The 13,048-nt window shown below is 42.7% G+C and carries 12 protein-coding genes, 1 pseudogene and 2 riboswitches; of the genes and pseudogenes, 12 read left to right on the plus strand and 1 reads right to left on the minus strand.

The window, feature by feature from the left end:
- The first annotated feature begins 14 nt into the window (after nucleotides 1-14).
- From AC58P7_RS17680 to AC58P7_RS17690, 3 genes are read left to right on the plus strand one after another with little or no spacing between them, the layout of a single operon-like run.
- Complete coding sequence (locus tag AC58P7_RS17680) at nucleotides 15-1,547, plus strand: spore germination protein (protein ID WP_497345082.1); 1,533 nt, start codon at nucleotides 15-17, stop codon at nucleotides 1,545-1,547.
- Nucleotides 1,548-2,729 (plus strand): Ger(x)C family spore germination protein, encoded by a 1,182-nt coding sequence (locus tag AC58P7_RS17685; protein WP_497345084.1) that lies wholly within the window; start codon nucleotides 1,548-1,550, stop codon nucleotides 2,727-2,729. It begins immediately after the preceding gene.
- A complete protein-coding gene (locus AC58P7_RS17690) occupies nucleotides 2,726-2,959 on the plus strand; it encodes a hypothetical protein (RefSeq protein WP_497345086.1) in 234 nt (77 codons plus the stop codon). Before AC58P7_RS17685 ends, AC58P7_RS17690 begins: the two co-directional genes overlap by 4 nt.
- Here the strand turns inward: AC58P7_RS17690 and AC58P7_RS17695 are convergent.
- Nucleotides 2,948-4,048: a GerAB/ArcD/ProY family transporter gene (locus tag AC58P7_RS17695; protein ID WP_497345088.1), complete on the minus strand. Its 1,101-nt coding sequence runs from the start codon at nucleotides 4,046-4,048 to the stop codon at nucleotides 2,948-2,950. The genes AC58P7_RS17690 and AC58P7_RS17695 overlap by 12 nt on opposite strands.
- Before the next feature lie 76 nt (nucleotides 4,049-4,124).
- Between AC58P7_RS17695 and AC58P7_RS17700 the strand changes: the two are divergent.
- The 9 genes and pseudogenes from AC58P7_RS17700 to AC58P7_RS17740 all read left to right on the plus strand — a co-directional run.
- Nucleotides 4,125-4,483: pseudogene (locus AC58P7_RS17700) on the plus strand (cell wall hydrolase); the annotation flags it as partial.
- Between the two features lie 502 nt (nucleotides 4,484-4,985).
- Nucleotides 4,986-5,273: a hypothetical protein gene (locus AC58P7_RS17705; RefSeq protein WP_497345090.1), complete on the plus strand. Its 288-nt coding sequence runs from the start codon at nucleotides 4,986-4,988 to the stop codon at nucleotides 5,271-5,273.
- 321 nt (nucleotides 5,274-5,594) lie between these two features.
- Nucleotides 5,595-6,191 (plus strand): isocitrate lyase/PEP mutase family protein, encoded by a 597-nt coding sequence (locus AC58P7_RS17710; protein ID WP_497345091.1) that lies wholly within the window; start codon nucleotides 5,595-5,597, stop codon nucleotides 6,189-6,191.
- Between the two features lie 21 nt (nucleotides 6,192-6,212).
- A riboswitch (cobalamin riboswitch) is annotated at nucleotides 6,213-6,404 on the plus strand.
- A 170-nt stretch (nucleotides 6,405-6,574) separates the two neighbouring features.
- Entirely contained in the window at nucleotides 6,575-7,366 is a 792-nt protein-coding gene (locus AC58P7_RS17715; RefSeq protein ID WP_497345093.1) for a HoxN/HupN/NixA family nickel/cobalt transporter, read from the plus strand.
- Nucleotides 7,367-7,481: 115 nt separating this feature from the next.
- A riboswitch (cobalamin riboswitch) is annotated at nucleotides 7,482-7,685 on the plus strand.
- Between the two features lie 184 nt (nucleotides 7,686-7,869).
- On the plus strand, nucleotides 7,870-9,543 hold the full coding sequence (gene cobJ, locus AC58P7_RS17720; RefSeq protein WP_497345095.1) for a precorrin-3B C(17)-methyltransferase: 1,674 nt from the start codon (nucleotides 7,870-7,872) through the stop codon (nucleotides 9,541-9,543).
- Nucleotides 9,544-9,563: 20 nt separating this feature from the next.
- Entirely contained in the window at nucleotides 9,564-10,472 is a 909-nt protein-coding gene (locus AC58P7_RS17725) for a sirohydrochlorin chelatase (protein WP_497345097.1), read from the plus strand.
- 35 nt (nucleotides 10,473-10,507) lie between these two features.
- Nucleotides 10,508-11,281, plus strand: coding sequence for a precorrin-6A reductase (cobK, locus tag AC58P7_RS17730; protein WP_497345099.1), 774 nt, complete (start codon nucleotides 10,508-10,510; stop codon nucleotides 11,279-11,281).
- A 4-nt stretch (nucleotides 11,282-11,285) separates the two neighbouring features.
- Complete coding sequence (locus tag AC58P7_RS17735) at nucleotides 11,286-11,936, plus strand: precorrin-8X methylmutase (RefSeq protein WP_497345101.1); 651 nt, start codon at nucleotides 11,286-11,288, stop codon at nucleotides 11,934-11,936.
- Between the two features lie 4 nt (nucleotides 11,937-11,940).
- Entirely contained in the window at nucleotides 11,941-13,035 is a 1,095-nt protein-coding gene (locus tag AC58P7_RS17740; RefSeq protein WP_497345103.1) for a cobalt-precorrin-5B (C(1))-methyltransferase, read from the plus strand.
- The last annotated feature ends 13 nt before the right edge of the window (nucleotides 13,036-13,048 follow it).

Here is a 13,048-nt window from a genome sequence, read left to right on the forward strand (position 1 = left end):
GAAGGATTTTCACAGTGACGACATGGTTACGCAAATGGCTAGTCAGCAGTCCACCCATTATGGATGAAAGTGATAAAAATAGGCTAGATAAGGAAGCTGTAACGTCTATTATCGAACAAAACGAAGCCTTTGTGAAACAAATGTTTCAAAAATGCTCGGATTTGGTTTGCCATAAAATTAATACGGATGACGGGAAAGTCAAGCGTTTAATTGTCTATCTTGAAACGATAACCGACGAAAAAAAAGTGAGCGATCTAGTCTTAAAACCATATGAACGGATTGCTGAAGAAACGGAAACATTGAAAAGTGAATCAATTCCAGTCGGCAAATCGGTAACAACGTCGAATTGGGCGGAAATCATCAAACTTTTGCTGCGCGGGTATGCCATCGTGTTTACTGCCGGTGAAGCGAGTGCCGTTTGTCTCACAGTAAATAGCTTGGTTCATCGGAGCATCGAAGAACCTTCTTCGGAACCGGTTATCCGGGGGCCAAAAGAGGGTTTCATCGAAAGGCAGTCAGTGAATGTTGGGCTGTTGCGCAACTATATTCGTACCCCTCGTTTGAAAATGGAGGCCTTCACCGTAGGCGAGATTACGGAAACGAGTGTACTAGTGACTTATATCGAAGGACTTGCCGATGAAGCAGTCGTTAACCAGGTACGAGATAAAATCGCTTCTATCCGGATTGATGGTGTATTGGAGAGTGGTTACATCGAGGCATTGATTCAGGATGATCCATTTCCCCTTTTTCCAACCGTTCAAATCACGGAACGGCCCGATGCCGTAGCAGGGGGACTATTGGAAGGAAGGGTAGCCATTCTTGTAGATAATTCCCCTTTCGTTCTCATTGTTCCAGTTACTTTTTGGAACGGTATGCAAGCAAGCGAAGATTACAATCTACGTTTCCCTGTAGCTACTTTCGTGCGGTGGATCCGATTTATTTTTATGATTATCGCTATCTTTGCCCCTGCTTTTTTTGTAGCGGTGACCACATACCATCAGGAAATGATACCCACCAGTTTATTGTTGAGCATCGCCTCCGCTCGGGAGCCTGTGCCATTGCCGATTATGATAGAAGTCATGCTGATGGAATTTATGTTTGAAGCTTTACGCGAGGCTGGGCTTCGCTTACCAAGAACGATAGGTCAGACGGTAAGCATCGTTGGAGCACTAGTCATCGGGCAGGCAGCCGTACAGGCGGGCACTATTTCAGCTCCCACCGTTATCGTAGTCTCTACGACAGGTATTGCCGCCTTTGTCATACCGCGATTTAATTTTGCCAATGGGATCCGTTTACTTCGGTTTCCAATCATCTTCTTGGCAGGAACGTTAGGATTATATGGTATAGCCCTCGGTTTTTTAGGGATTTTGCTCCACGTTGTGCATTTGAAATCTTTCGGCGTACCCTATTTTACACCTGTGGCTCCATTTTCACTAAGATCAATTAAGGATGTGTGGTTCCGGGCTCCCCGAAAAAATGGCGTTGGCATATCCGCTCCCTCTTACGCAAGAGCTACTAAAGCACCTCAGCAGGAAGGGGGAGAATAGTTGAAACGATGGTTACGAATCGGGATTTTTTTGATTCCACTGGTCATTACGGGCTGTTGGGATCGCATGGAAATCAATGATATCGGTTTGGTTATGGGAACGGGGCTGGACTTGATGGAAGACGGAAACATACGGGCGACACTTCAGATTTCCGTACCTGCCCCATCCTCGCAAACTACGGGGGGCACCTCGAAAGAAGGGGATAGGTTCTTTCTGATTTCGGAGGTTGGAAAAAATGCGTTTGATCTTGACCAAAAGCTTCAGCAAAAAATGTCCAGAACGCTATTTTTTTCGCATCGCAGCGTTATACTAATCGGGGAATCTTTGGCCAAACATGGCATTAACGACATTTTGGACTCTTTCAGCCGCCAACCGCGGAACCGGTTAAAAACGTATATATTTGTTGTCAAAGGAATGAAAGCTGGGGATCTACTGCAAGTCCGTTACCCCTATGAACTGGTTCCCGCTGAAGCTTTGAAAGAAATGCAAATTATGCGGGGAGAAGGAGTCTCCACTACGTTGCGGGATTTTTTGATAGCATCGGCGAGCGAGGGAATATATCCGGCGGTTGCGGTTTTGGAGCCGACTCATTTTTTTAGTTCGTCGCAAAAAGACACGGACAAACTATTTCGTATGAAAGGTACGGCAATTTTCAAATCGTCTGCATTGGTTGGCTTTTTGGATAATGCGGAAACGCATTCTTTTCTCTGGTTCAAGAAAAACAAGAAGACGGATAAAATCGTTGCCGATCTGCCTGAAGGAAAGGGAAATGTGGGTTATTTTCTAACGAGCAGCGAAGTCATAATCAAACCGGATATGGTAGGAAATCTTCTTAAATTTCATGTCGATATAAAAGGAAAGGGAGATCTGTTTGAAAACAATTCTCGGCTCGACGTAGGCCAACCGAACAATCAGAAGCTTATCAAAAAAGCGTTGGAAAATCGGGTTGAACAGGATATGAAGGTGTTCTTGCGTAGTATACAAACCCAATACAAAACGGATATCGTAGGCTTCGGCCAGCAATTGCAAAGAAAAGATCCACAAAAGTGGCGTATCGTAGAGCCACAATGGGATCAGCATTTTGAAGAGGCTGAAATTTCCGTATCCGTGAACCTCACCATCAACAATACGGGAGTTATCGGCCCTTCCTTGCAATTGAAAGAAAAGGAGATTATAAAGTGAACCTTATCATGTCTGCAGGATATGTGTTGTGTCTTTACACGTACACCTTATTTCAAATTCGTCGTTTAAGGGGGAGTCATGAGAAGCGGGAGGCTTTGATTTATGCACTACTCATGACCGTAACCGCTGTCATTGGCGCGCTTCTGATAGCGGGAGTGGAACTACCTAGCTTTGTCGTTCCGTACAAATTCCTATTCGAACCCCTCGGAAAAATGATTTTATCCCCATAACTTTGCGGTTTTTCTTCTGAGAGTATCAATGGTAAGCAGTAGCAATGGGAGCAAGCTTTGCGTAAAGAGGGCTAATATCGGATAGGTGAAAGTAATCCAGGCTTGAAATTCAGCGTCATTTTTGAAAATCCAGACGGAACCAACAGCAGATAACAGAGTTACCGGAACAACGGTTTTCCGATAATTTGACGTACCGAATAACTGGCTTGCACTTAAAGAAAACATATAAAGCAGCATCGAAATCTTGGTGAAAATCCCAAGAATCCATATCGCAATAGCAATGGCCTCCAGCCTTTCAACGGGTCCGAGGATACCGATATATTGGATGACTTTCAAAAAAGCGAACTTCAAACGGGGCGTTATCGGACCGAACATCATAATGGTAACGATGTCGATTGTCATGATTAACAGGACAACTCCTCCCATTGCCGAAAACAAATTCATTCGGACATTTTGCGGCTTTTCGTTTAAGTACGGGAGGAACCATCCCAAAAAAAAGAACTGGCTCATCCAGGCGGACGGAACCACTGCACCCTTAATTACCGGAAATAGTCCCTCCGCTAGAAACGGAGTCAAGCGAGCCAGTTCAATATCCCGGATAGAAAAAATGAAGATAGGGATCAGCAGGACGATGATAATGAGAACAATCACTTCATTGCACCTGGCGATAGCCTCGACTCCTGCCAGTACGGCTAAGCAGCACAAAAACAACATGGAGACCATCAGTGCCAGAGAGGGAGTATTCATTAGGAGGATCGTGTTAAGAAACCCGGCATGTTCGTTTACAGTGCTGGAAATAAAGAAAAACAAATAATAAGTCAAATAAAATCCTAAAATTTTGCCCGCCCATTTCCCACAAATCTCGACAGTGTACTGCATGATTGATTGATCGGGATAACGTTTGGACAGAGTGGTCAGTACCCAGATGTTCACGACTCCCGTAAGCGATGCTGGAAAAATAGACAACCAGGCGTTCTGCTTGGCGAAAGATACCATAATTCCGGGTACGGATAGAATGAGCGTAGAAACAATAAAGGTAAAAAAAAGTAAGCTTAACTGATTTCCGGATATTTTTCCGCTAGATTGCATTCTTTTTTCACAACCTTTATGGGTATTTCACTTTTCCCTATTTTATCCTTAGTTATCTTATTTAAACATTTATCCGGGTATGCTCCTTGTTGGAAATGTTGGCATTAACCGAATACGAGCGAATTGCTCCGACTTTAAAGGAATCCTGACAATTCCCCAAATGATCAATCAGCGCATGCATTCGAAGCTCTGAAACATGGTATGTACTATCAAAACGCAAAAGAGAGAGAACGCCGTCTGGCGCGACGGGCTGTCAATGGGGAGCAGCATTGGCCGGGCAAGTTCTCCCTCTGGTATTTTCGTCCGGGAACGGCCAAGGCTCCCCAGCCATGTCCGCCAACCTGGTATAATCAGCCGAACGTAGGACGATACAAGCTTCACTGTTTTTATGAGCCGACCGCGAAAGAATGTGAAAATGTATATAATACGTTTTAATTCTATGAACGAAAAGAACTCAGGATCTCTTAGCCTGAAATTTACGTCATGAGCAGAGTCTTGGGCTTTTTTGTCAAAGTCACAGCTGAATGATTTGTGCGATGGGGAAAATGACGCTTCTCTTCAAGCGGTCGATCTTTATATGAGAATGTGAAACATATCCCGCAGGATAAAAGTAAGAATCTATCGGAGAATGTTAGTTCAATACATGAAGGCAGCCGACCAAACCTCGGCTGCCTTTTCTGTGCTAACTGGCATGATGGTTGGGGTTTAATGTCGAATCCAGATACGGTCATAGCATGCGCTTCGTTCTTTGTTGAGCTAGAGTTGATCAGTTTATCTTCCATATAGTCCAAGCCAATATATTAACCAATTCATACATTGTTACTATCTTGTGATTAGGAGGGTGATAGGGATGGGATTAATATTTAATCGTAATGTTAGAGTAACTTTTTTCTCGGGTTTTAACTTTACTGGAAGAAGTCTAACATTTAGACGAGGCGTGGCAGTTTCAGATCTGGGATTATTCGGTTTTAACAACATCATCTCCAGTTTCCGGCTAAGAAATGTTCTAATTCCTAGTCAAGTAACGTTAGTCCTGTTTTCAGGGCGCAACTTTACAGGGAATTTTCGAATTTTCCGTGGCAGCCAGAACATTTCAGACTTACGAGCATTCAACTTTAACAATGTAACCTCGTCGTTTATTCTGGTTGGATTCCGTTTAACAACTTCTCAGATTCGTACCATTCAACGTACTGGCAGAATGCCAAGCGACATTTCCGAATTATAGACAGGCTAAAGGGGACGCTGAAAAGCGCCCTTTTTTGTTCAGCCCTTCTGCAGGGTGTTAAAGTTCCACTAATGCATCGCGGAGTTGGAGTCGGTACACATTGCTGTCACTTTCTTCTTATAGAGTAACATAAAAACGATTTCAAAAATGTCTGCCCGGAATATGTGAAAGAATAAAAATTTATTTATATCCATATTTTCCCGGTGGTTATTAAAGCTGGATGATAGAATTGGTAAGATTAATTAACCTTTAATTGAAAATAGGAATTAATAATGAGTACAGCCAGATCAATTCTAAAACCCCAATAGGAGTTGTGCTATCATGAATAAAATTCAGGAATTTAACGCATTGCATGAATCAAATGATGTTTTTTTGCTAGGGAATGCTTGGGACTTATTCTCCGCACTTTCACTCGTGAAAGCCGGATTTAAAGCAATCGGTACAACCAGTTGGGGAATAGCCCAAAGTTTAGGATATTCTGACGGCGAAATGATTGAATTTCAAACACTGCTAAATGTTGTCAAAATGATAATAGATCATGTGAAAGTATCTGTTACGGTAGATATAGAGTCAGGTTATGGAGAAAATGATCAAACGATCGTTGAAAATGTATTAAAACTTGCATGTTTAGGAGTTTCAGGAATCAATATAGAGGTTTCTCACAAGCAAATAGTAGGTCTCAAGCCATTGAGCCAACAATGTAATCTTATATCGAAGATTAGAACTACGTTAGAGGAGAATGGCTATAAAGGTTTTTATATAAATGCAAGGACGGATACATATTTACAAAATCAAAATCCTCTAGATGAAACGATTTACAGAGCAAAAGCCTATGTCGATAGTGGAGACCCCGTTGTACACTTATTGTCCAATCAAAATAAAAATAGGTTGTTAAAAAAGGATTTAATTTTGAAGTAGAGAATTATAATTAAAGAAAATTTCATATCTATCTCACTAGGTGCCCTTGCGTGAGCAAGGCATAACAGGGAATCGGGTGTAACTCCCGAGCGGTCCCGCCGCTGTAACCGAGGAGCCTCCTTCTTTATATGTCACTCAGAATTAAGTCTGGGGAAGGCAGAGGGAGTGCAATGAAACGGAAGCCAGAAGACCTACCTAGTCGAGCACACCAAATACGCCTTCGGAGAAAAGGAGTGGTGACGAAAAATGAACTGGCAGTTTAGCTCTTCTTAACTTGTCATTTATTACCGTTCCCATAAGTAAGTCCCGAAACCTTAGAGGTCGTCGGGGCTTTTTTTGTGCATTAATTGCAATAAATTTGAAAACGAAAGAGGTAATCATCAATGTCAACTGTTTCACTTATACTTCTTGTTTTTGTTTTGGGTCTACGTCATGGTTTAGACGCGGATCATTTAGCTTTTATTGATGGACAGACGCGGTATAATTGGCGGATGGGAAGTCCTATTGCTCGCTGGGTAGGTACCTTATTTTCATTTGGCCATGGAGCAGTAGTAGCTAGTATGGCAATTGTTTTGGGTATGTTTATCAAGGATTTTGAATTACCGGGTTATTTCGATACGGTTGCAACATGGATTTCTGTACTTTCACTTTTTACCATTGGAACTATAAATATCTATAATCTCTTGCGTTCTAAGCATAAAAATGAAGATTTTCAAGTTAAAGGATATAGAGGAAATTTTATTGCAAAAGTTTCCAAAGGAACAACAAATCCATTTTTAATTATTTTAGTTGGTGCGATTTTCGCATTAGCCGCTGAAACGATCAGTCAGACATCCGTTTGGGCACTTGCTGCGGGTAATAAAGTCGAATATATGCCTGTCATTTTGGGAATTGTTTTCATGATTGGGATGATGCTAACGGATACCTTGGATTCGTTGATTGCATATCGAATGGTTCATCACTCAGGGAAACTTGGGCAAGCGGCTTCAAGATTATTCGGGTGGGTTATAGTAGTTCTTGCGTATGGTGTTTCGTTATATGAAGCTTTTACATATTTCAACCCTTGGGCCGAAATTGATTTTGAAATCATAGGAATTGGAATCTTTTTATTCTTACTACTTTGTTTTGTATTTGTCACGCTACGCGCTAGGAAGAAATCCCACGCATTAACTTAATAATCACTTGAAATCAATGTGCGAAGGCGAACGCCTAGCTTGATTTGTGTGCAAAACTATACAATAAATTAATTGGACAAAGAGTTTTCAGTAATGGTATCATCAAGAAAAACTAAATATTTTTATGGAAATAGGTTCTGGACTATGTATTAGTCTAGTTAAAAGGGAAGTTCGGTGAAATGCCGTCACGGACCCGCCACTGTAAGGAATGCTAAAATTAATTGGCACTCTTCTGGTTTTTATGTCACTGAGGAAAACTTGGGAAGACACCAGAAGAGATATTCTAAGTCAGGAGACCTGCCTATTTTGACAACACAATTGACCTACGTGGATTTAGGGAGTGTTAGAAGCTCCCTTTATTTTCTAAAATGAGTTTGGCATATTGGATGAAGTTGCCATTCCATCATATAGATTTTAATGTCAGGCACCTCTAACATTTTTTTTGTTAGAGGTGTTTTTTGTTTGCCCTGCTTTGAATATAGTGTAAAAAGGAGTGGACGAGAATGAGAGGGAAATTATTAATTATCGGTTTTGGACCCGGCAGCTTCGAACATATTACCAAACGCGCGCGCGAGGCCATTCAGGAAAGTGAGGTTGTAATCGGGTACAACACTTACGTAGATTTGATTGCAGATCTACTTACCAGTCAATCGATTGTCCGTACAGGAATGACAGAGGAGGTTAGCCGCGCCCAAGAAGCCGTTCGACAGGCGGAAGCAGGCAAAAAGGTAGCGGTAATTTCCAGCGGGGATGCAGGAGTTTATGGCATGGCCGGGTTAGTCTATGAAGTCTTAATAGGCAAGGGATGGTCGCGTACAGATGGTGTGGAGGTAGAAATCGTTCCAGGTATTTCTGCCATTAATTCGACTGCCTCTCTATTAGGAGCGCCCATTATGCATGATTCTTGTACGATTAGCTTGAGTGATCATTTGACGCCATGGACGCAGATAGCCAAACGAGTGGAGGCTGCAGGACAAGCTGATTTTGTCATTGCGCTCTATAATCCGCGAAGCGGTAGAAGAACAAGACAAATTGTGGAGTCGCAGCAAATTCTTCTTAAGTACCGATCTCCAGATACGCCTGTAGGTATTGTAAAAAGCGCTTATCGCGATCGTGAGCAAGTGGTGATTACAACGTTACAGAATATGCTCGATCATGATATTGGCATGTTAACTACAGTCATTATAGGCAACTCGACCACGATGATATATGAAGGCCTTATGATTACACCGCGTGGTTATCAAAGAAAATACACTTTGGATTCGGATGTGCAGCGCTTAAGACCACATCAACGCTTGCAAACGGAGGCGGAGCCTTGGGCTTTAGAACAGTGGAAAGAAGAAGATGAGACTGACCATGAGCTGTATGAAGATGAGTTCGATCGTATAGAAAAATCTGAACCGGTGAAGCCAGTTGGAATACCGAATCCTCACTCATTTGCTATGGAAGCCTTACATTTAGTTAGCTTATCCAAAGGGATAACAGAGCGGAACTCTCCAATCGAGCTCATGCAGCCATCGTATAAGCAAGAAGCAATTTTTGAGTTTGCGGTAAGTCCGGGGTTAGCCAATAAGAAATTTACTGCCAAACAAATGGCTTTACTAGCTGAAATCGTTGGGGATAAAGGCGACATTGAATATACACCGCATCATCAATTAATTGTTCGTGTCGCTGTTGCAGAGCCGGATCATATTACCAGTAGACTGACGAACGAGGGCTTCATTTTATCACCTATAGGAGATGTTGTTCAGTTGAAGGCTTGCGACTTTTGTAATCTAGAAAAGGTTGAATCGCTCCCCTATGCGGAGAAGATCAATGAGATGATTGGTGGAATGAATGTTCCCAAAGAATTAAAAATTGGCTTTAATGGATGTGGAATGGCTTGCTATAACGCTGTTAGTGAAGATATCGGCATTGTATATCGCAAGGAAAAGTTTGACTTGTTCTTAGGCGGTAAAACCGTGGGAAGAAACGCGCACACGGCCCAGCCTGTTGCGGAAGGAATTGAACCGGAGGATATTGTAGGCGTTATTGAACGAATTGTTGACCGTTATAAGCATGAAGGACATCCGAATGAGCGGTTTCATAAATTTTTCAAAAGGATACAACAGATTGAGGGCTATAGATATCAAGAAGTACCAAGCTTTGTTATTGAGAATGCATTATGTGGTGACTAAATTTGAGAGGGGAACAAATGATGAATGCAGTATTATTTGTTGGACATGGCAGTAGGGATACTCATGGAAATGATGAAGTAAGAGCTTTTGTTCAGAGTGTCATTGAAACCTTAAATCAGCCTATTGCTGAAACCTGCTTTTTGGAATTTGAAAAGCCTAATATTACTGATGGAATAGAAATTTGCATCAAAAAAGGGGCAACGCGAGTGATTGTTATTCCGATTATTCTGTTTGCCGCAGGTCACGCTAAAATTCATATTCCAGCTGCAATCGATGAGGCCAAGCTTACATATCCACTCGTTCAATTTATTTATGGTAGACCAATTGGCATTCATGATAAGGTTTTGGATATTCTAACATCGAGAACTAGTGATGCGGGAATCGCGAAAAATGAAGATCAGAATGATACGGCTATTCTTGTAGTTGGCCGAGGCAGCAGTGATCCGGATGCAAATAGCGACTTGTTCAAAATATCCCGACTTCTATGGGAAAAAATGAAGGTCAAATGGGTGGAAACGGCTTTTATTGGCGTTACATCTCCACTTATTGAAGAAGGCGTGGACAAGTGTTTGAAGCTTGGAGCCCGACATGTGGTTATTGTACCTTACTTCTTATTTACAGGTATTTTGATCAATCGTATGGAGAAAATGCTGGAAGAGTTTAAATTAAAGCACCCTGATCATCAATTTTCGATGGCTGAGTATTTCGGATTCCATCCTGAGCTGAAGCAAATATTAAGCGATCGTGTTAATGAAGCGTTACGGGATGAAGTGAAGGTCAATTGCGATATGTGTCAATATCGTATTGCTGCAATGGACAGTATTGACCATCACCATCATCATGACCACGATCACCACGATCATGACCATGATCATCATGAACAAGATCATCACGACCGTGACCACGATCACAAGCATGACCATAAATAAGACAGCCCTTGGCGTAGAAAAAGGAGTGAGCTTGGATGATATTGGTGATGGCTGGTACAAGCGATGCGAGAGAATTGGCCTTGCAAATCAAAGGAGCAGGCTATGATCTCCTAACTTCAGTCGTAACGGAAAATGCAGCCAAAGGGATGGAAGAAGCTGAATTGCCCGTGCGTTTCGGCAGGTTAAATGAGTTTGAACTTGCAGACTTAATCAGTAACGGCGGCTTTAAAATAGTTATCGATGCAAGTCATCCGTTTGCCGAAGAAGCTTCCAAGAACGCCATGGCAGCGGCTTTGCGTGCTAAGGTGCCTTACATTCGCTATGAACGTGAGAGTATTACCTATGAGGACAATCCACATTTATATTATGTGGATGATTACGAGCAAGCAGCGGAATTGGCTGCATCAAAGCAAGGTGTGATCATGTTGACAACAGGCAGCAAAACCTTAAAGGTATTTACAGATAAGCTGCTTGACTTGCCGAATACAACATTGATTGCAAGAATGCTTCCGCGCAAAGATAATATGGAGAAATGTGAAGAGCTCGGAATGGAACAGAAGAATATCGTGGCTATGCAAGGCCCTTTTACAAAAGAATTGAACACAGCCCTTTATAATCAATATAAGGTAACGTTAATGATTACAAAAGAAAGCGGTAAAGTAGGCGCAGTCGACGAGAAGCTAGAGGCGGCATTAGAGCTGGGTATCGATACGATCATGATTGGCAGACCTACTGTAGACTATGGTAATCAGCATTCAGACTTTTCAAGTGTGTTAAGTCATATCGTTCAATTACTAAAGGAGGCGTAAAGAGATGGATTTTCATACAGATTTCAAACCATTGACGATACAACCGCAGGAAATTGAGGAAAAAAGCTTTGAAATGATTACGCATGAGCTTGGTGAGCATCCGTTTACGACAGAGCAGTACGCTGTTGTCCAACGTGTGATTCATGCATCAGCCGATTTTGAATTGGGACGCAGTCTCCTGTTTCATCCAGATGCGATTCAATCAGGGATTCAAGCGATCCGCAGCGGCAAAATGGTTGTTGCTGATGTACAAATGGTGCAGGTCGGAATTAGTAAAGGGCGGATTGAAAAGTTTGGCGGCGAGGTTAACGTATATATTTCCGATCCTGATGTTATGGTCGAGGCCAAGAGACTCAATACAACAAGAGCTATTATCTCAATTCGAAAAGCGATCCTTGAAGCCGAGGGAGGCATTTATGTGATCGGTAATGCACCGACAGCCCTTCTAGAGTTGATTCGCTTGATTAAAGAAGGTGTCACAAGACCGGGACTTGTTATAGGTGTTCCTGTTGGCTTTGTTTCTGCTGCGGAGTCGAAGGAAGAATTGGCAAAGCTAGACATCCCCTTCATTACCAATATCGGACGCAAGGGTGGAAGTGCGGTAGCTGTTGCTGCTTTAAATGCCATTTCACTATTAGCTGAAAAACAGGAATAACGCTATGGAAATCATCGATCCTAAGCCGCAGCGCCATGGCTATACAACGGGCTCTTGTGCTGCTGCGACAGCAAAAGCGGCCCTGATGGCTTTGATTTTGCAAGAGAGACAAAGTGAGTCCTGCATTCGCATTCCAATTGGTGAGGATGTCACCTTTCAACTCGTAAATTGTGAATTTACAAGAGATATGGCGACTACTGCGGTGATTAAAGACGGTGGGGATGACCCAGATGCTACTCATGGAGCGCTTATCATAGCTACGGTTACTTGGCAAACAGCGCCCGGAATTGAGTTAGATGGGGGAATCGGTGTCGGAAGAGTGACCAAGCCGGGTCTGCCAGTGGATGTGGGTGAAGCAGCCATTAATCCAGTTCCTCGCAAAATGATTCGCGAAGCCGTTCAAGGGGTTTTAGATGAATTCGATATTCACATCGGCGTTAAGGTTGTTATTTCCGTACCAGATGGTGTGGAAATTGCGAAGAAAACACTGAATGAGCGGCTGGGAATCATAGGGGGTATTTCTATTCTCGGTACCCGTGGGACGGTGGTTCCTTTTTCTACAGCTGCCTATAAGGCAAGTGTCGCACTTGCGATTCGTGTAGCCGTTAAATGTGGCTGTGATCATTTAGTTATTTCCACAGGTGGCAGAACAGAGAACTTTGGAATCGCTATGTATCCAGATCTGTCAGAGGAAGCTTTTGTTGAGATGGGTGACTTTGTTGGATTTTCCTTAACGATGGCCAAAAGGCAAGGGGTTCGTAAGGTCACATTAGTAGGAATGATGGGGAAGTTTTCCAAGGTAGCTCAAGGCGTAATGAATGTGCATTCCAAAAGCGCTCCTGTAGATTTCGGATTTTTGGCGCAGATTGCGGCTGAATCGGGTGCTTCAGATGAGGTAGTCACCGAAATCCGGACTGCGAATACCGCATCTCAGGTCGGAGATCGGATGAATGCTTTGGGAAATCACGTTTTTTTTCAAAAGCTTTGTGAGTACTGCTGTCAAGAAAGCTTAAAGCAGGTTGAGGGCGGCATGGAAATTGAAACCGTGATTATCTCGATGAAAGCTGAGCTGTTGGGAAAGGCGCATGTACAAGGGTGATCAGCCAAACTCT

Source organism: Paenibacillus sp. J22FR5 (genome assembly GCF_059691975.1).

Coding starts and splice junctions, on each gene's coding strand:
- cobJ (WP_497345095.1), top strand. CDS start 7,870: ATGAGAGGGAAATTATTAATTATCGGTTTTGGACCCGGCAGCTTCGAA.
- AC58P7_RS17710 (WP_497345091.1), top strand. CDS start 5,595: ATGAATAAAATTCAGGAATTTAACGCATTGCATGAATCAAATGATGTT.
- AC58P7_RS17740 (WP_497345103.1), top strand. CDS start 11,941: ATGGAAATCATCGATCCTAAGCCGCAGCGCCATGGCTATACAACGGGC.
- AC58P7_RS17695 (WP_497345088.1), bottom strand. CDS start 4,048: ATGCAATCTAGCGGAAAAATATCCGGAAATCAGTTAAGCTTACTTTTT.
- AC58P7_RS17735 (WP_497345101.1), top strand. CDS start 11,286: ATGGATTTTCATACAGATTTCAAACCATTGACGATACAACCGCAGGAA.
- cobK (WP_497345099.1), top strand. CDS start 10,508: ATGATATTGGTGATGGCTGGTACAAGCGATGCGAGAGAATTGGCCTTG.
- AC58P7_RS17715 (WP_497345093.1), top strand. CDS start 6,575: ATGTCAACTGTTTCACTTATACTTCTTGTTTTTGTTTTGGGTCTACGT.
- AC58P7_RS17725 (WP_497345097.1), top strand. CDS start 9,564: ATGAATGCAGTATTATTTGTTGGACATGGCAGTAGGGATACTCATGGA.